The sequence below is a fragment of the Sphingobacterium sp. UBA3519 genome, assembly GCF_002377215.1.
Taxonomy (GTDB): domain Bacteria; phylum Bacteroidota; class Bacteroidia; order Sphingobacteriales; family Sphingobacteriaceae; genus Sphingobacterium; species Sphingobacterium multivorum.
Genome location: NZ_DFPI01000001.1, coordinates 147916 through 171875, shown reverse-complemented (window position 1 = coordinate 171875; position 23960 = coordinate 147916). Strand labels below are relative to the sequence as shown.

The window sequence follows — 23960 nt, the reverse complement described above, 5'->3', positions numbered from 1 at the left end:
TGTTCCATACAAATGGGATTATTTGTATATTTAGCCATACCAAAAACCCAACAGATGAACTTTTTTTTATCATCAGCACTAGCAACAACGCTCTTATTTGGTGCCACAGCACTGCAGGCCCAAACCAATATGAAAGCCAGTGACACGGAATATTATAGTCCTGTCCCTCCTACATTAACGATCGATCATGGTATTCCAAGCGATGCAATTGTCCTTTTTGACGGGAAGGATCTCAGTAAGTGGAAAAGTGAAAAAGGAAAAGCCAATTGGACTGTAGCCAACAACGTACTCGAAGTAAAACCGGGAGCTGGAGCCATTGAGACGAACGAACACTTTAGCGATTTTCAACTGCATGTTGAATGGAAAAGCCCCGAAGTGATCAAAGGTGAAGGCCAAGGAAGAGGAAACAGTGGAATTTTCTTACAGGGGTACTATGAAATCCAGGTATTGGACAACGATAATAACCCCACTTATGTCAATGGCGGAGCGGGTAGTCTTTATAAACAACGGCCGCCATTGGCGCAAGTAATTGCACCAGACAAATGGCATGTATATGATATTATTTATAAGGCTCCTCAATTCAGTAAAGATGGAATATTGACCGCTAAAGGAACAGTAACGGTTTTACATAATGGAGTCGTTGTGCAAAATAACACCCAAATCGACGGTACGACAGAATATATAGGACTACCGAAGCAGATAAGCCATGGCCCAGGCCCAATTATACTACAGGATCATGGTGATTTAGTCCAGTTCAGAAACATCTGGTTACGTAAACTATAGCTAAACAGCAAGAAGTAGAAGACTACAGCAAACAATTTAAGTTAGAAAAGCAACAATTCTGTACTAGGTTTTATAGGGCTATTTCCCTAATTTAGCCCTATAAAATTTAAAAACAAACGGAATGTAATGAGCTCCTTGCGCCATTAATTTCTTACCGCAATAGACTTAGAAGCCTTATGTGAGTGGATTAATGACACGCAAATAACCACTGGAATGGGCTCACTTATGCCGTTGAGTATAAACATTCACACAATATTACAGTTTAATGAAAAGAATTGCGCTATTCTTCTTGTTGGCAAGCTCCATCAGCAGCTATGCACAACGTAACCTCAATTTAGAAGAAACAGTATTTGGTCCCCGCACGTATGCCCCAACATCGATAGCCGGAGCATCGTGGATCCCAAAATCAAACAACCTCTCCTATCTCGATAAATCGTACCAGAACCTATTATCCAAAAGCGCTTCCAGCAACTGGAGCGAAACAAATCTCGCTTCTAAAACAGACCTCGAAAAAGCACTAAAAACGGCTATTCCGAACGAAACATTTAATTTGCGCGTATTTCCTTACGACTACAAATGGCGCGACGGAAATACACTATTACTGCAAGTTGAAGGAAAAGATAAAACCTATACAGTAGCTTACAATATTAAATCAAAAAATATTGAAAGTTTTATCGGTAATGACAACAAGGGAGCGAATCGCGAGATCAGTTCGGATTTTTCAAAAATCGCCTATTTAGTAGACAACAACATCGCAATTGTTGACAAAAACGGCAAAATTACCGCTGTAACCAACGATACAGACAAAGGAATTGTCAATGGAAGCGATTATACACACCGTCAAGAATTTGGCATCAAGAAAGGAATGTGGTGGAACAATCAAAATGACAAACTGCTGTACTACCACAAAGACGAGACGATGGTTGCCAATTATCCGTTACCGCAATGGAGTCCGAAAATTGCGGATATCAAATGGATCAAATACCCCATGACAGGCCAAAAATCAGAAGAAGTTTCTTTGATCGTTTACAATACCACCACTGGTCAAAAGGTAACCCTTCAAACCGGCGAGCATTCAGAGCAATATTTAACCATGGTTACTTGGGATCCTTCTGGTAAATACATCTACGTCGGAGTACTTAACCGTGGGCAAAATGATCTTAAAGTCAACAAATACAATGCAGAAAACGGTTCCTTCGTCAAAACCCTGTTCGAAGAAACTGCGACAACTTGGGTTGAGCCAGAAAACCCATTGACATTTTTACCAAACAAACCGGATCAATTCCTTTATCAATCCGATAAAGATGGCTATAATCAACTTTACCTCTATAACACGGAAGGTAATTTGATCAAAAAATTAGGCTATAAAGACATTGTTATGGAGTCATTGCTTGACTTTTCGGCTGATGGCAACAAAGTAAGTTACACCGGAGTCACCAACAACGGTTTAGATCGCCAATTATTTGAAGTCGATCTAAAATCAGGGAAAACGGTTCAATTAACGAATGAATCCGGCATACACCATGCTGCGCTAAGTGGCGATGGCAAGTACATCTACGATCAATATAGCAATTTAAAAACACCAAATAAAGTTCAGATCAAAGAAGTAAAATCTGCTAAAGAAACAACCTTAGTCAATGCAGAAAATCCTTTTGCCGGAAAAATAAATAATCCTAAAATAGAATTTGTACAGTTGACATCTGCAGATGGAAAATACCCATTGACAGGACGCATCATTTATCCCAACGATTTTGATCCTGCGAAAAAATACCCCGTCATGTACTATTTGTACGGCGGATCACATTCGCAGCTGGTTTCCAACAAATGGCTAGGAGGCGCTGGTTATTTTGACATGTATATGGCCCAACAAGGATATATTGTGTTTACCATGGACAATCGTGGCACAAATTACAGAGGCCGTGATTTCTATACTGCTACGCATCGCAACCTCGGTCAAAATGAAATGGCCGACCAGATGAAAGGAATTGAGTTCCTAAAATCAAAATCTTTTGTTGACCAACAACGCATGGGTATTTTCGGGTGGAGCTTCGGTGGTTTTATGACGACTTCCTTCATGCTACATCATAACGATATTTTCAAGGCTGCTGTAGCCGGAGGCCCTGTAATCGACTGGAAATTTTATGAGGTTATGTATGGCGAACGCTACATGGACACGCCGCAAGAAAATCCGGAAGGTTATAAATTGACATCTCTGCTCACTAAAGCCGATCAACTGAAAGGAAGACTATTGATTATTCATGGCGCACAAGACCCTGTCGTTGTACAGCAAAACAGCATGGAGTTTTTAGAAGCCTGTATTAAAGCCGGAAAGCAAGTAGATTATTTTCTATACCCGACTCATGAACACAATGTAATGGGAAAAGACCGTATTCATATGTACGAAAAAATTGCGGACTACTTCAATCAGCACCTCAAAAATCCGTCATAAACTCAGGAAAACAAGACAACACAAAAAGGGCTATCCAAAAAGATTTGGACTGCCCTTTTTTATGCAATTTAGTACAGGTTAATGTTACTCCTGATCCAGGCCTTCGGATAAACTATACAATGTCCAGTGTTTTGTTTTTATGGCCTGAGATTCTGTCCGAAGCAATCGGATAAAATCCTGCACCCCAACTTCCTCATTCCCATTACCATGAATCAGGACAATACTTCCGTTTTTGGCCTGCTGTCCTTTAGCCAACCAGGCATCCGAGCCTACCGCAATAAGACCATAGGACAATAGCTGCTCAATGATGCGCCGATCGGAAACTAAGCCCGGACAACGAAAAAATACCGAAGGCAGAAGACCGTTTTTCAGCATCAATTTTTCATTCTCCAACACTTCATAACCTAGATTCGTATTTTTGGAAAGCAAAAAATTGGATGTTAAAGGATTACTAGTAAAAACATGGTCATACGTATGATTTACCCAGGTAATCTTTACTCCCTTTGCATCCAATGACTTTAGCCATGCTAGATCTGCGGCGTGATTTAGCATCCATTTACCCGAAACAGAAACGGCCAGTGGCAGGCTGCGATCTATCCCCTTAAATGCAGCGAGAAGATCTTCAAAAATAGCCCTGTCCAAAGGTTTATGTGAAGGACATAGATCAATCGTCAAATTAATACCAGCCTCTTTGGGAAGCCTAAAATTCAGCCCCGCATCCTGTAAGTTGTTTTCAGTTTTTCTGACTAAAGAGAAGCAGCTTTCGTATACCGAACCACTTAGACTTTTCGTAACCTGAGCCGCATCTTTGTACAGAACGCTTACTGATCGATCTCCTACTACACGCGTTTGCAATGTAGTAGGATCTACCGTTAAATAATATTTTACAGCATTTTTCGTGAAACTACGGATCCCCACCAGGGAATTATTATTTTCACGAAGGATTAACCACTCTGTTCTGTAGTTTTCCAAATTAGCATATGAAGCCTGTCCATAAGAAAACAAAAATGAGCTGTTTCATCATCAATTACCACTTGTTCTTTTTGACTGTAGATTTGTTGGCCATACCGTCTGCTTGCCATCTTTATCGATTGGCAATATGATCTTTTCCCGGGAGACCAAAGTTGGTTCTTCACAGGCTAGGTAAGTTAAAATCGCAACGATAATGGCGTTTTGTTTCACCTCATCAAACACAATCTTATCGTAGGTATCGCGATTGGTATGCCAGGTCACTTTACCATAATCCCAGGAAGTGGAAGAAAGCCCAAAGGCTGGAATTCCTTTTTGAACGAAAGAAGAGTGATCACTCCCTCCCGTCCCCGGCATGCCCGGAAAACTGGTTTGGATTTCATTACGGAACTCTTCAGGCAAATATTGCACCCAGCGGCTAATGTATTCGTAGGACTTTTCAAAACCACTCCCCCCGATACGGACAATTCTCCCCGTCCCGTTATCCTGATTCCATACCACCTGTATATTTTTAGCGATCTCGGGATGGTCCTCGACAAATGCGGAAGAACCGTTCAGCCCCTGTTCCTCACTTCCCCAGTTACCGACCAAAATCGTTCTTTTATTTTCCGGATAAACCTTTCTTAAAATACGGACTGCCTCCATCATTGTAATCACCCCGGTAGCATTGTCTGTCGCACCCGAAGCGCCGTCCCAAGAATCCAGATGTGCAGAAAGCACAACATACTCGTCCGGTTTTTCTTTTCCTTTGATCTCCGCAATACTATTATAGGTTTTTGATGTCCCAAGCTCCTTTGAATTTCCCTGTAGTGATACCCGAGGTTTGACCCCATGTTCTGCCATGCGGTATAACAGACCATAATCTTCCAATCCGACATTAAATACCGGAATCTGTTTGGACTTTGCGTCAAAAATCCGTGTGATGCCCGGCAACTCCGTCCAGTAAGAATCTATGACACCAACTGCCCCGGCATTCTCTAAAGCCAAGGGAATTGTCCGACGGGTGCTTCCCGTGTAAGACATACTAGTTTCCCATTTCTTCAACTGATCATTCTTTAAGGTTTGATATTTTTCATAACCTTTCGGGGAAGCAGACTCCTTCCAGTTGGCATCAGATCTTCCCGACAGTGGATTCATCCCAATCAATACAATCTTGCCTTTAACTGTTTTTAGCCACGACTGAAAATCAGATTGGGAGCTAAACAAAGGCATAGCGACCACTTCTGCCTCGATCCCTTTCTCCTTCGTCATAGGACTAAAAGCCAACTGTGTACCTTCTAAAGACTTTATTCTCGGATAAGTCATCGTCACTTGAGAAGTTCCCCGTTCCCAGGAACGCCATTCACCATAAGGCTCATTACGAGCCTGTGCTCCAAGCGCATTATAATTTTTGACAACCCAATCATGTGCTTGTTGCATTTGTGGACTCCCGACAAGACGGGGGCCAATCATATCGACAAGCTCAAACGCATACTTCTCCAATTGTGAATTTGCATTTGCCTCCTGCACAATTGACGAAACCATCGCGTCTTTATTTTGAGCAAAAATAGTTGGAGCGCTCAACAATAGAAGTGCCAGCCCCAAAGATTTCATTCCACGGTGTTTCATTGAATCTATCTTCATCTGTATATCATTATTTATAATAAATTGTTAACCAGCGAACACGGCCATCGGGAGTATACTTAATTGTACATTCACTTTCCTATTTTGTTCACCTATAGCTAATTTAGAAACCCAAAGTTTCCTGTGATTGGTTTTTCCGAAAATTACTAAACAATATTTAAAAACACACATTCATTTTTAATCAATTAAATGATATACCCTTATTTAGTTGAAAAAAAACATAAAAAGCCTGAAAAGAAACTTTCCAGGCTTTACCAAATATAGATATGAGGGTTGATTAGTTACACGGCTTCCACTTTGGATTTTTCGTAGCTCTCTTGGTGAACCGAGGCCACAGCCCGACCCGATGGATCATTCAGATTCTGGAAAGAAGCATCCCAAGCTAAGGCTTCCGGCGTACTGCATGCGACAGATTTTACCGATGGAACAGTTTGTGCTGCCGCTGTTGAAGGAAAATGTGATTCGAAAATTGTCCGATATAAAAACTCTTCTTTGTTTTTCGGTGTGTTTATCGGGAAGCGCGTTGAAGCCTCGGCAAACTCCTGATCAGAAACTTTACTTTCAGCCTGCTCTTTCAAGGTATCGATCCAGCTATAGCCTACACCGTCAGAAAATTGCTCTTTCTGGCGCCATGCGATGCTTTCTGGCAGATAGTCTTCAAATGCCTTACGTACAACCCATTTCTCCATCCTTCCTTCGCGAATCATTTTATCGGAAGGATTGATACGCATCGCAATGTCCATAAATTCTTTATCTAGGAAAGGTACACGCCCTTCAACACCCCATGCTGCAAGTGATTTATTTGCCCGCAGACAGTCGTACAGGTAAAGCTTTTTCAGCTTACGTACAGTTTCCTCGTGAAATTCCTGTGCATTTGGCGCTTTATGAAAATAAAGATACCCACCAAAGAGTTCGTCTGACCCTTCACCCGACAATACCATTTTAATGCCCATTGATTTGATTACACGAGCTAATAAATACATCGGTGTAGAAGCGCGTACCGTCGTGACGTCATAAGTCTCCAAGTGGTAGATCACGTCACGGATCGCATCCAATCCTTCTTGGATGGTAAAGTTGATCTCGTGGTGTATTGTTCCGATATGATCTGCTGCTTTCTGTGCCGCAATTAAATCCGGTGCTCCCTTCAATCCCACCGCAAATGAATGCAGTTGAGGATACCAGGCATCTTCTTTGTCGTCACTTTCGATACGTTTGGATGCAAACTTCTTCGTTACCGCAGCAATAACCGATGAATCCAATCCACCAGACAGCAGTACACCGTAAGGTACATCTGACATCAATTGACGATGCACCGCATCTTCCAAACCTTTGCGCAAAACAGCGATATCGGTCTCGTTGTCTTTTACAACATCGTAACTTTCCCAATCACGTTGATACCAGCGCTGCGGAGCTTTCCCCATTTTGCTATACAAGTAATGCCCCGGAGGAAATTGTTCAATCGTCGTACAGAAACCTTCCAGTGATTTTAATTCGGATGCAACGAACAATTGCCCCTGCTCATCTTCACCATAATATAGAGGGATAATTCCCATATGGTCACGTGCGACAAAAAAGGAATCATCACGTGAATCATAGAGTGCAAAACCAAAAATACCATTTAATTCATCCACAAATGAGGGACCTTTCGCTAAATATAATGCCAACACAACTTCAGAGTCACTTTGTGTCGAGAACTCATAATCAGGAAGGCTATTTCTTAATTCATGGTGGTTATAGATCTCGCCATTAACTGCTAGTACAACTTTACCGTCCGGACTGTACAATGGTTGACTTCCAGATTTAGGGTCAACAATAGCTAACCGCTCGTGTGCTAATAAAGCTTTCTCACCAGTGAATATACCCGACCAGTCCGGACCACGGTGGCGAATACGTTTTGACATTTCTAATACTTGAGATCTCAATGAGCTTGCAGGTTGCTTTAATTCAAAAGCGCCAATAATTCCACACATATTATGAAAATTTTAAATATTTCGTTTTTACATTATGTTATTGACACAAAGTAAAACAATTAAAAACTAAATTCATAATAATTTTTAATATTTATTATATTTTTATCAAAAATACTTTTCAAAACAAACAAAATTATCAATGAAACACTTATTTGTTTACAATAATCACACAATCTATTAACAATTGATCTGCAGATTAATCGTTAAATTAACTTCGTAATCAAATAACCAGGACATGGATCTAATTAGAACCTTCTATAGTGAGCTTGCACTAACTCCTCAGGAATTAACTGCAATTACAGAAAAACATGAAGCCATAACCGTCAAAAAGGGCGATTTTATATTGACCAAAGGACAGGTTTCAAATGCTTATTACTTGATTGAGTATGGACTTACACGCTCCTTTTTACACGATTATGAAGGCAATGAAGTTACCATAAGCTTCTGCACGGACAATGATGTTGTCATTGAAGTCGCCTCTTTTTTTCAACGCCATCCAACGGTGGAAAATATCCAGGCACTCATGGAAACCCGTCTCTGGAAAATAAAGTTTGAAGATTTTCAGGAACTTTTTCATCAGATTCCTGAATTTAGGGAATGGGGGCGTTCTTGGATGGCCAAGGAACTTGTTCACAGTAAAAATAGGGCTATTGCCATGATTACCGAACCTGCTACTACCCGCTATTTGCGCTTGATAAAAGAAAAACCAATATTGATACAGCAGGCACCACTCAAGCATATTGCTTCCTACCTGGGCATCACCGACACTTCCCTAAGCCGCATCCGGAAAGAAATTGTCCACGGAAATTAAACCGTGGTAACGCCCAAAGGACTACTTTTTTAAATCTTGCCTTAAGGCAAGATTTTTAAGAAAACTTCAGCTTAATTTTACCAATGTGCTTCCAAGCTATTTATTTATAGTCTTAAAAGAAGGAAAAATTGAGAAAAGAGTTAAAAGAAGTAATCATTATATTCAAAAATTAGAAATCATGGCAAAATTACACGCTTATCTAAATTTCGACGGAAACTGTGAAGAAGCATTCAACTTTTATGAAAAAGTCTTCAATACAAAAAATCCTGGCTTCATGCGTTATGGAGATATCCCTGCCGACCCACAGATGCCACCTGTTCCAGACGAAGCAAAAAACAAAATCTGTCATACAGCAATTTCGATCAACGGCGATAGTATGCTGATGGGAGCTGATGTTGTTCCTGCTTTTGGACAACAATATATCCAAGGAAACAACAGCTATGTCATGCTGATGTGCGAAAGCACCACCGAAGCGAAAGCTTTGTACGATGCACTGAGCACCAATGCAAAGGTCGTTGAAATGCCACTTGGCGAAACATTTTTTGCCGAACTATACAGCGCTTTTCAGGATCAATTCGGTATCTGCTGGATGGTTTATTTTGGTGGGAACAAAGACCAGGATTGCGAAAGTAATGCTTAAGCCAACCGCTTAGCTGACAAAATAGTTGAAAAAGAGAGGGCAGTAATCTATTGTTACTGCCCTCTCTATTCCCGTGGTTTCGTTATCGTGTAGCACCTATGCTACCCTGTGGAATGGCCATTTCAATTTTGTCTTTTCAAAACTGCCACAACAAGATGTTTTCCTGTGCATCTCAGGTTTTTACCGCTACTAGGTTAAATTTATTATTTTTTCACCAGTACTTCTTCCTCAAACAGGATCCCATCCCAACCATTTGTCCTAAATTGACGAATGTTCTGGTGGCCATCTCCGTCTGGATTATCGAGTACATTTCGATAATGTTCGGCAAAAAGGCGCAATGTATCCTCCTGCGAAAGATTATTTAACTGTGCAAAATAGAAAACTTTTGCACTACCTTGATTTTCTTCTTTCGAATTTTTCAGCGTCCCATTTTGAAATGCACTGGGACTATAGCTGTACTGATCGGCAATATGCGCCAATACTTCCTGAAACTGTAATTCGCTTCCTTTTGATTTATTCAATAATTCTGTTGTAGTCATCTTGATATTAAACCTTTTAAAATCTATTCTAAATTAATTTTTCAACCATAAACCTGAATGAACAGGAATTAGCGCTCTTAAATAATTCCGTGTAGTGACCCTCCCTTTGCAGCAAGTTGATCCACACGCCTTTCCACCGCTTCGTCTTTAATCAACGCCGGCGCATGATGGGGTTTTGTCCGCGCATCAATAATTAGCGGTCCTTTACAACCCCAATGTTTAAATGTTGTAAAACTATGTATTCCATAAATATCAAACGCAGGGTTACTTCTGGTAAACGTTGTCCAAACAAAATTATTGACGGTAGCGGCGGTGAAGTGAGCATCATCACATAAGACGATCAACGGGAAACCTTCCCAGGCGAGTCCTGCGGCAGCGCGGCACCATTCGGCCATTATTTTCGGCTCATGCTCGTAAGTAGTGAATGCCTGACCATCAATGGCAATAATACCGGGCATAACAAATTTTGCCTGATTGAAAGGTCGGGGTAGTTCAAAACCAGCCGGCAATTCACGGCCCAATTCTCTTTTCTTTGTACCAGCGGCAGCAAAAACCACCTTGGAACCGGTATTTAATCCATCGCCAGAATAATCCAAGGTATCGATAGTCGTATTAGTCTGAAAATGAACATCTCGAGTAAGGTCTATGCGTTCAAGAATATGACCCAAAAAAGCCGGAATATCATAAATATCCAATTGCGGATTATCTTCATTTGCTGAAATAAACAAATATTTAGCGAGGCTGAGCTGATTTTTACCCAGTATCTGATTGGCTATCGTTAAAATTTCTTGCGGTCGATCCACACGCTGATAAGGCGTATACCGTTCAGACCCTATTGCAAAAAGTAAGGGATGTACACCAGCGGCATCAACAGCATTAACTGCATGGAGACCCGAAATCTCCTTTGGAATAGCCGCACCCGTAATTTCATGGATTAAAGCACCAAAGCTAGTATCTTCCTGCGGGGGTCGTCCCACAACGGTAAAAGACCAAATTGGATTTTTCTTATGGTACACATTATGCACCTTCATCAAAGGAAACGGATGAGTTAAGCTATAATAGCCGATATGGTCCCCAAAAGGACCTTCCGGTTTATTTTCGTTGGGATAAACGGTACCTGTAATAACAAAGTCCGCATCCGCAGAGATACAAAAGCCTTCATCATCATAAAAATAGCGAAATCTTCTATTTCCCAATGCTCCGGCAAAGATCATCTCAGAGAGTCCTTCCGGTAGCGGCATTACAGCAGACAAGGGATGTGCTGGCGGTCCGCCGACAAAAATACTCACCTTTAAAGGTTTACCGAGCGCATTTGCCTTAGTTTGATGGATTCCGATACCACGATGCAACTGATAATGCAAACCAATCTCCTGATCAGGCAGATAATCATTCCCAGAAAGCTGAATCCGATACATCCCCAGATTGGCCTGCATAATACCGGGTTTGGCAACATCTTCTGTATATACCTGCGGCATCGTCACAAAAGCACCGCCGTCCATTGGCCAGTTGACGATCTGCGGAAGTTTACTAATTGATGTTTTACCATGAAGTATGGGAGCCCCCGATTTTTTTTTCCAGGGTAAAGCCCCAAGGGCTGTCATCGAGGAACCAATATATTGAAAAGGATTTTTAAGTACTGCAGCAGGATTCATCTTAACATCCACCAATTTCTTCAGGTGGTCTAACGAATCCCGGAACATAAACTTCGAGCGTTCCAGCGTTCCAAACAAATTAGATACAGCCGGAAATTCCGAACCTTTGATATTTTCAAAAAATAAGGCGGGCCCTTCAACATCAAACACCCGCATATGGATGGCGGCCATTTCCAAATAGGGATCGACCTCTTCTTTGATCCGGATTAAATGACCATGTTTTTCAAGATCCGCAACACATGCTTCTAAACTATTGTATCCCATATATTAAATCTGCTTCAACATGTTAATCCACAAATTTAACAGAATAATTTATTAAACAGGATATAAAGAAAAAACCTTTAGCGATCTTGGATCCCGCTCTCTTATCATCAGTATAACAACCTCAACCATTACCTAGGTATCCATGCAGACATAGGATTTCAAGGGCGTAAATTCAAATGCCTGTACGCGCTGCCAAGTTGAATTATCTACATTTTTCTCATAATAAAGTACTCGCCTAAATTCATCAATATCTTCTTTATTGATATCATTCAACCTTGTCAACAAGAGCTTAGCAAAGAATTTATTGACGCCTATTTCTCTCTTTTGGCCTTCGGAAGTGCACTTCAGGAAATGGTAAAATAAGCCTCTAAATGTCATTTCCTCATTGCCACCGAGGTAAATAACTTCTGATATAAAATTATTTTCCCAAGGCATTTCTCGTAGCCAGCGGTAAACATCGAGCAAAGGCAGGGGGCGAAACTTCAGGGAAGCCACCCAGTTCCAATAAAATATGGTCTGCCGTTTGGCAAGTTTCGCAAATATGCGGTTCAAGACACTCTCCTTCCCGATGACGCTACTTTTAATCACGATGGTATATTGGACGCGTAAATTTTCCAGCAGATCGCGCACAGGCTCCAAAAAATGTTCATCCATTAGCCTCGCGACATAAATGACGCGGTTATTTCCTGCACGTCTACAAATTTCCACGAAATTGCGCAGACCAAGCAATTCAAGCTGAAGCTGTATATCATTGTCAAGTGAGGGAACCTGCGTAAAATAAATTCCAAAATTGAGTTCAGCAATCTGAAAATTCTCAAAAGCTTCCCCTTTTCGCAACAGGTCCAATTCAAAAAGCTTTGCCGTCACCTTTTCCTTTACTATTTTATTAAAAAGGGATAAGTTGCGCACTAATCCAGTCACATCAAAATCTCTGGATTGCAAATAACAGGATGCCCGTCGTCCCAAATAGGTATTTAGCCCGCTGATTAAAACCTTTTTCATTCGAATTCTCTATATTTTTGGCTTTGAAACTACCACGATTTAATGATTCGTTCTCACGATCGTGAGCCATTAAATAGGATCGTTCCTTCCTAGTACGCTGAATTTATATATTACCCTTTTATTCGCTAAAACGAATAAAATCCCTAGGACGGTTCCATTGGTGATGCAGCAATCTTTTCCATGTTTTTCTTACGCTTTTAGTATGTTACTCGGATTGTTTCAAGAGTAACGGAAATAACTTACAAATATCATAATTCCCTGATTTTAGAACAGAGAAACCTCAAATAAGTTTAATACTATTTTTATTTTTTCCTAACCAAAATAGCGTAAACCATCCAAACAAGTACCGCCATTGTCCTTTTTTTGTCAATTCGCGCATAAATACTTTCAAGAACACAATATCCTTATATATTTGTAAATCTTCTGAAAATAGGCTGCACTAAAAAGTATTTATCTTCACCTCTATGGACAAAAGGGCTACAATGATCTGGTTTCGAAATGATTTAAGACTTCATGACAATGAAGTATTTTATCAAGCTTCTGAAAAAAGTTCATTCATCATCCCGGTATACTGTTTTGACCCCCGATATTTCGACCGCAATCAATTTGGCACTTTAAACACAGGTGTTCTGCGAGCGGCCTTTGTCATTGAAGCCGTGACCGCTTTAAAAGAAAAATTAAAGAGTCATGGTAGCGACTTGTTGACTTATATTGGCAAACCTGAAGATATTATCCCAAGAATAGCACAAAAATACCAAGTCAACGAAGTTTATCATCACCGCGAGGTGGCACTTCGGGAAACTTCTATTTCGGAAAAAGTAGAAAGTGAGCTTTGGAGCAGCAAAATAAATTTGCGCCATTTCATCGGTCACACCCTCTACCATAAGGAAGATCTTCCTTTCCCTATTAAAGACATACCCAATGGTTTTTCCATTTTCAAGAAAAAAGTAGAGCGGGAAAGTCTGGTGAGGCAACCCATCCCATTTCCGACCAATTTCCTTACGCCGCCCCATCTTGAGGACACCAAAATTCCTTCATTAAAAGATTTGGGCTATTCAGTAGAGGAGATCAAATCTGTTGATGACATCTATATTCTCGGTGGCGAAGACACTGCGCTTAGTATTATGCATGCGCTATTGTCAACCTTTCCGGAGACAGAACAGGACCCTTTGATTCTAGGGCCTTTTATAGCGTCAGGGGCCTTGTCGCCTATTTTACTCTATAACAATATCAAAAAACTTGGTGAAGGTAAGAAAGACAAACGATTTGAAAAGATTGTCGACATTCTGCTCTGGCGCGATTATTTTAGGTTTATGCTTAAAAAATATCCGAATATATTCTTTAAGCCACAAGGCACTAAAAACAGCTCCCCTCAGGATCATCCGGCCTTAGACGGGAATGAAGAATTATTTGAAAAATGGAAATCGGGCCACACGGAACATGATTTTATAAACAGTGTGATGATCCAGTTACAGAAGACCGGCTATATCCCTTATCAAGCACGCTTAATCGCAGCCAGCTATTTAGTTCATGAGTACCAGGTCAACTGGCTTCGTGGCGCTTCCTGGTACGAGGAGCACCTATTAGACTATTCTCCGGCAACTGTTTACGGACAGTGGTCTCATATTGCCGGAGTTGGGACAAGCGAAAAAGACAATAAAGCGCTGGACTGGCAAAAATTGATCAAAACTCATTTCCCAAATGGACTTCCAAAATTGGACGAAATACTTGTTAAATAAATCTTCGGCAGAAATAAATAATTCCAATAGAAAATAAATTTGTAGTACGCTAGAAGCCCTTTTTAAATCATGCTAAAAATGTTAAGAATTGGATAGATTTATTGATTAAATTATTCAACTTCAGTATTAGAAACTCTTTTTTTATTCATAACTTTGACAAATTTCATAGTTTTAATTGTAAATGGACAATCTGACATATTTGAGTAATGCTGATTCGGCTTATGTCGATGGCTTATATCAATCGTACAAGCAAGATCCCCAATCGGTAGATTTCGGATGGCAAAAATTCTTTGAAGGTTTTGATTTCGGTCAAAATGCTGGTGGAACAACAAGTTCAGTAGGCGAAGCTACTCCTGAGCACGTATTGAAAGAAATCAATGTGCTGAACATGATCAATGGCTACCGTGACCGTGGCCACCTATTCACACACACTAACCCTGTTCGTGAGAGACGTAAATACTATCCTGGCAAGGAATTAGAAACGTTTGGTCTTGCTGAAGCAGACATGAACACCGTTTTTAATGCAGGTGTTGAAGTCGGTTTAGGTCCAGCAACATTAAAAGACATCCGTCAATTGGTGGAGGATACTTACTGCCGTTCTATTGGTGCAGAATTCAAATATATCCGTAACCCAGAAAAAATTAAATGGTTACAGGACCGTATGGAAGCGGACCGTAACATGCCAAAATTCTCTTTGGACACAAAAAAGAGAATTTTAAACAAATTAAACCACGCCGTTGTATTCGAAAACTTTTTAGGCACTAAGTTTTTAGGTCAAAAACGTTTCTCATTGGAAGGCGCAGAAAGTTTAATCCCAGCATTAGATTCAGTCATTGAAAAAGGTGCAGAAATCGGTATCCAGGAATTTGTTATCGGTATGGCTCACCGTGGCCGTCTGAATGTATTGACTAATATCATGGGTAAATCTTACAAATCAGTATTCTCTGAATTTGAAGGTAAGACTTACGCTGATGATCCTGAAGTAAACTTTGGTGGTGACGTAAAATACCATTTGGGCTTTTCATCTGAGGTCAAAACAAACGATGGCAAATCTGTCCACTTAAGTTTGGCTCCGAACCCTTCGCATTTGGAAACTGTAGATCCAATCGTTGAAGGTATGGTCCGTTCTAAGATTGATTTCAAATACGAAGGCGACTCTTCTAAAATTGCACCGATCATCATTCACGGTGACGCAGCAATTGCTGGACAAGGTGTAGTCTACGAAGTAACCCAAATGTCCAAACTCGATGGTTACAAAACTGGCGGTACGGTACATATTGTCATCAACAACCAGATTGGATTTACAACGAACTACAAGGATGCGCGTTCTGGAACATACTGTACAGACGTAGCAAAAATCACTTCTTCACCTGTGTTCCATGTGAACGGTGATGATGCTGAAGCGGTAGTTTATGCGATTAATTTAGCGGTTGAATACCGTCAAAAATATAAAACAGACGTATTTATCGATCTGTTATGTTATAGAAGATTTGGACACAATGAGGCTGATGAACCAAAATTCACGCAACCATTGTTGTATAAAATCATCGAAAAACATCCGAACCCGAAAGAAGTTTACGCTAAAAAATTAATTACTGAAGGAAGTATTGACGAGGCGTATTCTAAAAATATCGAGAAAGAATTTAAAGCTGAATTGCAAACTAAATTTGAGGAAGCTAAAACAGTTGAGGTATTGACTGAAGAGATCCCGATGTTTAAAGGTGCATGGGAAGGATTGCGTCCTGCTAAAAAAGGTGAAGTATTAACAACTTCAGATAAAACGAAAGTTGCAAAAGATCTATTCTTAAAATTAGCGAAAGAAATCACAACCTTACCTTCGGACAAAAAATTCTTCCGTAAGATTACACGTTTGTTTGAAGATCGTGCCAAAATGATCACTGCTGATTCATACGATTGGGCAATGGGCGAATTGATGGCCTACGCGACATTATTGGATCAAGGTAACCGTGTACGTATCTCGGGTCAGGATGTACAACGTGGAACATTCTCACACCGTCATGCGGTATTGACGCTTGAAGATTCGGAAGAGAAATATGTTCCTTTAGCCAATATTAAAGGTGGCGATAAATTCTCTATCTACAATTCGTTACTTTCAGAATATGCTGTTTTGGGTTTTGAATATGGTTATGCATCTTCTAATCCAAATTCGTTGACAATCTGGGAAGCTCAATTCGGAGATTTCTATAACGGTGCTCAAATTATCGTTGATCAATATTTATCGAGTGCAGAGACAAAATGGAAACGTTCTAACGGTTTAGTTATGATGCTTCCTCATGGTATGGAAGGTCAAGGTCCTGAGCACTCTTCAGCACGTATCGAAAGATTCTTAGAGTTATGTGCAGATGAGAATATGATCTTAGCAAACTGTACTACTCCGGCTAACTATTTCCACTTGTTGCGCCGTCAACTTGTACGTGAGTTCCGTAAACCATTGGTTGTATTTACGCCAAAATCATTGTTGCGCCACCCTAAAGTGGTATCACCGTTGAAAGATTTTACAGAAGCTGCTTTCCAAGAGGTAATTGATGATGCAAATGTTGCGGCGAAAGACGTTAAACGCGTGTTATTCTGTTCGGGTAAAGTTTACTACGACTTATTAGAAAAACAAGAAACGGACAAACGCAAAGATATCGCTATCGTGAGATTGGAACAATTATTCCCAATTCCTACAGAGCAATTGAAAGCGATCCGTAAAAAATACAACAAGGCAAAAGAATTTGTTTGGGTTCAGGAAGAAAATGAGAACATGGGAGCATGGTCTTACTACTGCCGTAAACTAATGGGTACTGAGATTGCATTTACAGGTTTTGTTGCCCGTAAAGAAAGTGGAAGTACAGCTACGGGTTACATGAAACAACATGTTGCACAACAAGCAGAAATCTTAAATAAATCATTCGAATAAAAACAATTTAAAATCAATTGCGTCTTATCTATAGGACGCAATTGTCAATAAAGAACATTATATATGAGCTTAGAAATTAAAGTACCAACCGTAGGTGAATCAATCACGGAGGTAACCTTATCACAATGGTTGAAACAAGATGGCGATTATGTGGAGATGGATGAAAACATCGCCGAACTGGAATCAGACAAAGCAACGTTTGAATTACCAGCTGAGAAAGCGGGTATCTTAAGAATCATTGCACAAGAAGGTGATACTTTAGAAATCGGTGCCGTTGTTTGTACAATTGAAGAAGGCGCTGCTCCTGCCGGTGGTTCAGCTCCAGCTGCTGCCCCTGCTGCAGAAGCGTCAAATGCAGCTCCAGTTGCGGCTGCCGCTGCAAAAGATGAAGATCCAGATAGCTATGCTGCTGGTACAGCTTCTCCTGCTGCTGCAAAAATCTTAAGAGAAAAAGGAATTGATCCTTCTACAATAAAAGGAACAGGTAAAGAAGGTCGCATCACAAAAGAAGATGCCGAAAAAGCTCAACCTGTCGCTAAAGCTGCTGCACCAGCAGCAAAACCTGCCGCTGCTCCTGCTGCGACAGTTGCTCCGGTAGCGGGTGCAAGAAACGAACGTCGTGAGAAATTATCTTCATTACGTAAAACAATCGCGAAACGCTTAGTTGCCGTTAAAAACGAAACGGCTATGTTGACAACATTCAATGAAGTCAATATGCAGCCGATCATGGATCTTCGTGCTAAATATAAAGATACCTTTAAAGAGAAATTTGGAATCGGTCTTGGCTTCATGTCATTCTTTACAAAAGCTGTAACAACTGCATTAGCTGAATGGCCTGCCGTAAATGCACGTATCGAAGATAACGAGATTGTATATTCTGATTTCGCAGATATTTCAATCGCGGTTTCTGCCCCTAAAGGTTTAGTTGTTCCGATTATCCGTAACGCTGATGCAATGTCATTGGAACAAATCGAGAAAGCAATCGCTGCACTTGCCGTTAAAGCACGTGACAACAAATTAACGATTGACGAGATGACCGGTGGTACATTTACAATTACCAACGGTGGTGTATTCGGATCAATGATGTCTACGCCAATCATCAATGCTCCACAATCCGCAATCTTGGGTATGCACAACATTATCCAACGTCCTATTGCTGAAAATGGTCAGGTGGTAATCCGTCCAATGATGTATATCGCACTTTCTTATGATCACCGCATCATCGATGGCCGTGAATCAGTAAGCTTCTTGGTTCGTGTAAAACAATTATTAGAAGATCCAGCTCGTTTATTGTTGGGTGTTTAAACCTCAATAAAATTGGAAATATAAAAGACCTATGCTTTGCGGCATGGGTCTTTTTTTTCTGAAAGAGTCTCCTATTATTGGCCAGAAATAACCTTCAGTTCGCTTCCATTGCTGTGGGTGCCTGCGAAATCATGAAGTTTTTTATTGACATCGGAATAGAAGCAATATACTTGACAAATATGAATCGGAGATAGACGAATATAAATCGCCTTTTTAATTTCTCCTTTTTAATTTTTACTTTCATCTTGTTAAAGATCAAGCATATCCTAATATACAACCGACACTGTCATTTAAAGGCCGGCATACGAATATGAAACTTGATGTTAAGCAAACAATATCAAGCAAATGAAGTATAAAATTCTACTAACAACTGTATATCTATTACTCGCTGTAATGACATTGTTTGCCAACATGGCAAATCCAATGAGCCCCCATAGCATAACAGGACAGCTTGTTCCTGCCGCAAAGCTGAAAGTTACCAATGAGCGTATTGACATTCATCTTTTGGCAGACACTGCTGATTATAATTCGGACTATCGCAGTCACTTCAGCATTGACTATAACATCCATGCAGAAGAGGCTATCGAATTACCACTGGTATTTCTCGCTTTAAATATGGACGGATTGGATCGCATCCTTGTCAATCAGAACGAAATTGAAGGAAAAAAAATGGATCAGCCCGGTTCAAAATTTCCCTTTTTACGTTTAAAGGATGGCTATTATGAAATCAGCTACGACAGCGATGAATGGAAAAGTATTTCGCTGAATGATGCATTTCATTTTACCGCTAAGCTTCACAAAGGTGATAACAGCATTCAGGTTCAATACAGCGCTTATATGGGCTATGACCGACGGGATATTCGGACCAGATACCAAATTGACTACCTCCTATTCCCTTCCAGGTACTGGTCGTCTTTTGGCCCGATTGAACTGTATCTGCACCTCGACGGGAAGATGGATGTACTTACACAGGATCTGGGAACAGCCAAATTACAAACAGATTCCATTGTTCACTGGAGAATTGATCAGGTAGAAAAGAAAGAGAGTTTTCATATTGAAGTTGGCTTAAAAACCTCCATGTTAGCACTAGCAATTCTTTGGGTACATCCCGAGCTGCTCGCCCTGATCGGGTCAATATGCCTGCTCTGCCTGCATATCCGCTGTATTTATCTAAAATACAAAACTGGCCGATACCGCTATGCACTCCTACTTGGAAATCTAATCATTCCAAGCTCTTTCTACTTCTTCATCTGGTTTTGGTCCAGTCTGGCCAACTATCTTGTCAATGGAGTCTTTGACGAAAAGTCCCGCGGTTTTATCCTGTTGGTCATCTTCACCTTACCCCTGATCTACCTCGTCTATGATTTGATTTTGTTTATTATCGATAGAAGCATTCGCGCTAAATTGAACAGGTAGAAAACCGGCTGTTATTTTTTATAGGTCAGCTTGTTTTCAATCATACGATTGTTATATTGCTGGATAAAAGCTTTCATCTTGGTCTCCATCGTATCCAATACCGTCGGATGTTGTTTTAACAGATCCTGTTTCATCAAGCGGTCCTTCTTAAGATCATAAAATGAAGTCACTTTCAGTCCATCATAAGACATCATATAATCTTTATAGTAGAGATTATAGCTTCCTGAGTTATTATTAAGCACAAAATTATCCTTACCCGGTTTGAAGGCATCTGAACCAAATGCGAAATAAGGCTCATCATAGTGCAGATAATTCAAAATAGTAGGCATAATATCTATTTGCTGTACCAGTTTATCCGCTTTGCCAACTAGATTATCACCGGGTGCATAAAATATAATAGGGATTTGGAAGCCCCCTGCTGCCGTTTGATATTCCGGCAGGTAGCTTACAGTAGCGTGGTCTGCACAGATAACAAATACGGTATTCTTGTACCAGGGCATTTTCGATGCTGTTGCAAAAAATTCACGCAGCGCATTATCGGTATATCCAATGGGTTCCTGTACGGGCAAAGGTCCTTTAGGAAATTTCCCCTGATACTTTTCAGGTACCTTAAATGGGTGATGCGAAGATAAAGAGAAGAAACTAGCGAAAAATGGCTGATGAAACGTGTTGATCTTGTTCGCTACAAATTGCAAAAACGGTTCATCCCAGATTCCCCATATACCATCAAAGTCAGCGTCATTGTTATATTCGTTTTTACCAAAATAATGCTGGATACCCGCCAGTTTCATATAAGCGGAGAAGCCCATGCTGCCATTGGGTGCTCCGTGGAAAAAAGCAGTCTCATATCCCTTTTTCCCTAAAAGCTTCGCTAAGCTTGTGGTTTCATTTCCAGAATATATCGAAAGCACAAAAGGCTCACCAATGGAAGGAATGCCGGTAATGACTGATGGTAAAGCATCAATTGATTTACGGCCATTGGCATAAGTATCTGTAAATGTGTAAGCATTGCGGATTAATGAATCCAAAAAAGGCGTATAACCTTTGTATTTTCCATCTTGGATATCTTTATTCAACTCACCAAAATGTTCTTTTGCAAAACTCTCTAAAATCAGAACGACGACATTTTTCTTCGCAAAGGGCTGGTCTGATTGCGGTACATGAATAGGATTGTATAACTGTTCAAGCTCTTGTTCGGAATAATAATGGACAGGTTTAAGATTAACAGCCTTCAATGTTTTCAATATACTAAATGGCGTATTCAGCACAATATTCATTTCTTCCGGTGTCTCCACATAATCACCCGCATTGCTCAATGTAATGGGACGGGTACTATGGGCCCAACCGCCACGCACACCACCTATGAAAAGAAAAGCAGTCAGTAAAAATAAAGGCAATTGGATCAAAAATGACTTCCAGCTATATTTCGTAGTCCTTTCAATCTGAATAAGCTTATACGATTTAATCAAACCATACACAACCAGTACCAACACTATAATGAGATACCAATAATCCAAACAGAAATCAAAAGCCAGCTTCAACAGGTTGGATTCATTGGAAAATTGGTCAATTACCGTTCCTGTCGTCCTTTTTAGGGTAAATGGATAGTAGGCAAAATCAATCAGATTTAACGCTATACCAATTGAATTGGTCACGACAAAGATCCATTTTGCAACTTTTTGATAGATTTTATTCGATTTAAACGGACCTGGAACAGTCAGCATCACAATATAAAGAATATTAAAATACAGCAGGGCTACAATGTCGAATCGTACACCACCCGCAAACATCACCAAGAGCTTACCTGCATCGACATGGGGAAATAAGGAAGCATTGACGCCATAAAACCCCAATCGCAATAACGCATAGATGACCAAAAGAAAGATAAAACGAATTGCGACAGCAAAATAAGGTGCAAATACTCCTCTTAATTTCATAGCTCTAATATTTTAAAAATTCACGATATACGTCTTGATAATACGCTTTACCGATATTCAATAAGCTGTCTGTTTTGCCAGCGGGATATTCCTTATGGGACCTATAATTAATAATCCGTCCTACATTATCAAAAGAAACAGCCTGTTGAGGTGTGATCACTCCAAAGGCATCTTTGGAATTATAGAACGCTATTTGAGGTGTCGTCGGATTAAAAAGATCCCGGCTCCAATGATAACGATCTGTAGGGAGTTTCAGTTGTGTCAATAAGGTAGTCGCCAAATCCGTTTGATTGCCGATTCTATTGAATATTTTCCCACGATATTCAGGTTTGATCACATCACCGAAAAAGATCAGCGGAATATGAAAGCGATTGGGGTGAAATAGCTCCCATTTTTCTGAAGGAAGGCGATGTCCATGATCAGCCACAATTACGAAAAGGGTATTTTTATACCAAGCTTCCTTTTTAGCTTTATTGATAAAATCAAAAACAGCTGAATCCGTATAGTTTGCCGTACTTCGGAATTTATCCGCATTGGTAGCATTGCCAAATTTATAGCCGTGTTTTAACTCAAATGGTTCGTGATTAATTAAGGTAAAGATCGTCGAAAAGAAAGGTTGTTTTTCTTTTTTAAAATCCTTGATCATCTGATTAAAGACCACATGGTCATATACACCCCATGAGGCACGTTCTGCATCCAATCCAAAATTGGCATTATCCACCACCCTAGACATCCCATGCGTCAGCATATACGATTTAAAATTGTAAAACTCGCTCTGACCACCATGATAAAATGATGTTTCATAGCCGGCATGATCGAACTCCTGTCCAATGGCAGGCATATTTTCATGTTTGTCGATATACTTGATAATACTCTCGGGTCCTTGTGCCGGAAAACCGCTCAACACCGCTACCATGCCCTTATCGGATCGATCAGCAGCAGAATAAATATGGTCAAACAAAATACCGCCTTTAATCAATTCTTCCATGTGTGGCGTAATTCCCTTTTCCCCGCCAAGAGACTGAATGAGATCGCCGACAAAACTTTCCAACAAAATAATAACGACATTCGGACGAGTCGTTGACAATACCTCAACGGCAGAATCAGGTTGGCTTTGAAAGGCGGGTCGTAGCTTGTCCTGAATATCCTTCTGATCCGCGTAATAATTATAGGGGTTTTTCAGTTTGGTACTTTCGGCAAAGAAATCCCGTAAAAAAGACCATTGGGTATTAACCGCTGCATGATTATAAAACGTTTCCTCGGAATAATAGGCTTTACTAGGGTTTAGTGTCGCTCTCCCATAACCACCGCGGATAAACGTGAAAAGTACAAAGACTCCGATTGCCAGTTTGAAAAAATTACCTACAGGAGATTTGATATTGAAAAAAGAGACTTTTTTAAACATCCAACGGTACAGAAAATAACCACAGAATATACCGATCAACATCCCAACGATGGGGAGAAACACCGGCGTGGATTCAGCCGAAGCGACGGCACCCGAAGGCGAAGCAAAAAATGCATCTATGGCACGTTTAGAAATCTTGTCGCCCCACTCCCGATAAATATTGACATTGATAAAACTTGTCACAAAGAACAATACCAGGACGATAATGGTATAAATATCGAGGATCAGTCTTTTGGGTTTCAGTTTTGGAAAGAAACTTAATAGGCAATACACCAGAAATGGTAATGCACAGATATAGGAGACTGCAGAAAAATCCAGATTCAGACCATGGTAATAAATCCTGAAAATTTCTGTGAAATTAGAAAAACCTATCTTCTCAAAAAAAGCAATAACAAAAATCAATCTATCTATAAAACAGATAATTAACCAGAACAGAAAATACTGTGTTAAAGCTCTAAGCTCATTAGCAAATCGTTGCATCCCTTCGTGTAAAAATAAAACAGGCAAATTTACATTAATTTACATGAAATACG

16 protein-coding genes are annotated in these 23960 nt (G+C 40.3%); 8 read left to right on the top strand and 8 right to left on the bottom strand.

Annotated elements, in window-relative coordinates; all coding sequences use genetic code 11:
- Nucleotides 1–54 precede the first annotated feature (54 nt).
- Both B3297_RS00725 and B3297_RS00720 read left to right on the top strand, forming a co-directional pair.
- Nucleotides 55–783: a 3-keto-disaccharide hydrolase gene (locus B3297_RS00725; RefSeq protein ID WP_286766945.1), complete on the top strand. Its 729-nt coding sequence runs from the start codon at nucleotides 55–57 to the stop codon at nucleotides 781–783.
- 265 nt (nucleotides 784–1048) lie between these two features.
- Complete coding sequence (locus B3297_RS00720) at nucleotides 1049–3232, top strand: S9 family peptidase (protein ID WP_286778267.1); 2184 nt, start codon at nucleotides 1049–1051, stop codon at nucleotides 3230–3232.
- An 84-nt stretch (nucleotides 3233–3316) separates the two neighbouring features.
- Here B3297_RS00720 and B3297_RS00715 read toward each other — a convergent pair whose 3' ends face one another.
- The 3 genes from B3297_RS00715 to asnB form a co-directional block, all read right to left on the bottom strand.
- Nucleotides 3317–4204: a polysaccharide deacetylase family protein gene (locus tag B3297_RS00715; protein WP_286778266.1), complete on the bottom strand. Its 888-nt coding sequence runs from the start codon at nucleotides 4202–4204 to the stop codon at nucleotides 3317–3319.
- A gap of 51 nt (nucleotides 4205–4255) precedes the next feature.
- A complete protein-coding gene (locus tag B3297_RS00710; RefSeq protein WP_286778265.1) occupies nucleotides 4256–5824 on the bottom strand; it encodes a M20/M25/M40 family metallo-hydrolase in 1569 nt (522 codons plus the stop codon).
- A 281-nt stretch (nucleotides 5825–6105) separates the two neighbouring features.
- On the bottom strand, nucleotides 6106–7794 hold the full coding sequence (asnB, locus tag B3297_RS00705; protein WP_286709733.1) for an asparagine synthase B: 1689 nt from the start codon (nucleotides 7792–7794) through the stop codon (nucleotides 6106–6108).
- A gap of 235 nt (nucleotides 7795–8029) precedes the next feature.
- Here asnB and B3297_RS00700 point away from each other — a divergent pair, with 235 nt between their 5' ends.
- Nucleotides 8030–8605 carry a Crp/Fnr family transcriptional regulator gene (locus tag B3297_RS00700; RefSeq protein ID WP_070562917.1) on the top strand — a complete coding sequence of 192 codons (576 nt, stop codon included), beginning with the start codon at nucleotides 8030–8032 and terminating at the stop codon, nucleotides 8603–8605.
- 178 nt (nucleotides 8606–8783) lie between these two features.
- Nucleotides 8784–9245 carry a VOC family protein gene (locus tag B3297_RS00695; protein ID WP_070562920.1) on the top strand — a complete coding sequence of 154 codons (462 nt, stop codon included), beginning with the start codon at nucleotides 8784–8786 and terminating at the stop codon, nucleotides 9243–9245.
- Nucleotides 9246–9448: 203 nt separating this feature from the next.
- Here B3297_RS00695 and B3297_RS00690 read toward each other — a convergent pair whose 3' ends face one another.
- The 3 genes from B3297_RS00690 to B3297_RS00680 all read right to left on the bottom strand — a co-directional run bounded on the left by B3297_RS00690 (nucleotide 9449) and on the right by B3297_RS00680 (nucleotide 12702).
- Nucleotides 9449–9784, bottom strand: a complete 336-nt coding sequence (locus tag B3297_RS00690) for a HopJ type III effector protein (protein WP_115046714.1) — start codon at nucleotides 9782–9784, stop codon at nucleotides 9449–9451.
- A gap of 77 nt (nucleotides 9785–9861) precedes the next feature.
- Nucleotides 9862–11700, bottom strand: coding sequence for a UbiD family decarboxylase (locus tag B3297_RS00685; protein ID WP_115046712.1), 1839 nt, complete (start codon nucleotides 11698–11700; stop codon nucleotides 9862–9864).
- Between the two features lie 132 nt (nucleotides 11701–11832).
- Entirely contained in the window at nucleotides 11833–12702 is an 870-nt protein-coding gene (locus B3297_RS00680; RefSeq protein ID WP_286778264.1) for a hypothetical protein, read from the bottom strand.
- 482 nt (nucleotides 12703–13184) lie between these two features.
- On the opposite strand from B3297_RS00680, the gene B3297_RS00675 reads away from it, so the two are divergent.
- From B3297_RS00675 to B3297_RS00660, 4 genes are all read left to right on the top strand, one after another.
- Nucleotides 13185–14441, top strand: coding sequence for a deoxyribodipyrimidine photo-lyase (locus tag B3297_RS00675; protein WP_286774906.1), 1257 nt, complete (start codon nucleotides 13185–13187; stop codon nucleotides 14439–14441).
- A 181-nt stretch (nucleotides 14442–14622) separates the two neighbouring features.
- Complete coding sequence (locus B3297_RS00670; protein WP_286778263.1) at nucleotides 14623–17364, top strand: 2-oxoglutarate dehydrogenase E1 component; 2742 nt, start codon at nucleotides 14623–14625, stop codon at nucleotides 17362–17364.
- 63 nt (nucleotides 17365–17427) lie between these two features.
- Nucleotides 17428–18669: a 2-oxoglutarate dehydrogenase complex dihydrolipoyllysine-residue succinyltransferase gene (gene odhB, locus B3297_RS00665; protein ID WP_115046705.1), complete on the top strand. Its 1242-nt coding sequence runs from the start codon at nucleotides 17428–17430 to the stop codon at nucleotides 18667–18669.
- Nucleotides 18670–19014: 345 nt separating this feature from the next.
- A complete protein-coding gene (locus B3297_RS00660) occupies nucleotides 19015–20085 on the top strand; it encodes a hypothetical protein (protein WP_286778262.1) in 1071 nt (356 codons plus the stop codon).
- Between the two features lie 11 nt (nucleotides 20086–20096).
- On the opposite strand, the gene B3297_RS00655 is transcribed toward B3297_RS00660, so the two are convergent.
- Together B3297_RS00655 and B3297_RS00650 are read right to left on the bottom strand one after the other, a co-directional pair.
- The gene (locus B3297_RS00655) at nucleotides 20097–22022 is read right to left on the bottom strand and encodes an LTA synthase family protein (RefSeq protein WP_201638568.1); all 1926 of its coding nucleotides are present in this window, start codon (nucleotides 22020–22022) and stop codon (nucleotides 20097–20099) included.
- A 4-nt stretch (nucleotides 22023–22026) separates the two neighbouring features.
- The gene (locus tag B3297_RS00650; RefSeq protein ID WP_070562944.1) at nucleotides 22027–23907 is read right to left on the bottom strand and encodes an LTA synthase family protein; all 1881 of its coding nucleotides are present in this window, start codon (nucleotides 23905–23907) and stop codon (nucleotides 22027–22029) included.
- Nucleotides 23908–23960: the final 53 nt, after the last annotated feature.

Coding starts and splice junctions, on each gene's coding strand:
- B3297_RS00670 (WP_286778263.1), top strand. CDS start 14,623: ATGGACAATCTGACATATTTGAGTAATGCTGATTCGGCTTATGTCGAT.
- B3297_RS00690 (WP_115046714.1), bottom strand. CDS start 9,784: ATGACTACAACAGAATTATTGAATAAATCAAAAGGAAGCGAATTACAG.
- B3297_RS00655 (WP_201638568.1), bottom strand. CDS start 22,022: ATGAAATTAAGAGGAGTATTTGCACCTTATTTTGCTGTCGCAATTCGT.
- B3297_RS00695 (WP_070562920.1), top strand. CDS start 8,784: ATGGCAAAATTACACGCTTATCTAAATTTCGACGGAAACTGTGAAGAA.
- B3297_RS00710 (WP_286778265.1), bottom strand. CDS start 5,824: ATGAAGATAGATTCAATGAAACACCGTGGAATGAAATCTTTGGGGCTG.
- B3297_RS00700 (WP_070562917.1), top strand. CDS start 8,030: ATGGATCTAATTAGAACCTTCTATAGTGAGCTTGCACTAACTCCTCAG.
- B3297_RS00680 (WP_286778264.1), bottom strand. CDS start 12,702: ATGAAAAAGGTTTTAATCAGCGGGCTAAATACCTATTTGGGACGACGG.
- asnB (WP_286709733.1), bottom strand. CDS start 7,794: ATGTGTGGAATTATTGGCGCTTTTGAATTAAAGCAACCTGCAAGCTCA.
- B3297_RS00685 (WP_115046712.1), bottom strand. CDS start 11,700: ATGGGATACAATAGTTTAGAAGCATGTGTTGCGGATCTTGAAAAACAT.
- B3297_RS00725 (WP_286766945.1), top strand. CDS start 55: ATGAACTTTTTTTTATCATCAGCACTAGCAACAACGCTCTTATTTGGT.
- B3297_RS00660 (WP_286778262.1), top strand. CDS start 19,015: ATGAAGTATAAAATTCTACTAACAACTGTATATCTATTACTCGCTGTA.
- odhB (WP_115046705.1), top strand. CDS start 17,428: ATGAGCTTAGAAATTAAAGTACCAACCGTAGGTGAATCAATCACGGAG.
- B3297_RS00675 (WP_286774906.1), top strand. CDS start 13,185: ATGATCTGGTTTCGAAATGATTTAAGACTTCATGACAATGAAGTATTT.
- B3297_RS00720 (WP_286778267.1), top strand. CDS start 1,049: ATGAAAAGAATTGCGCTATTCTTCTTGTTGGCAAGCTCCATCAGCAGC.
- B3297_RS00650 (WP_070562944.1), bottom strand. CDS start 23,907: ATGCAACGATTTGCTAATGAGCTTAGAGCTTTAACACAGTATTTTCTG.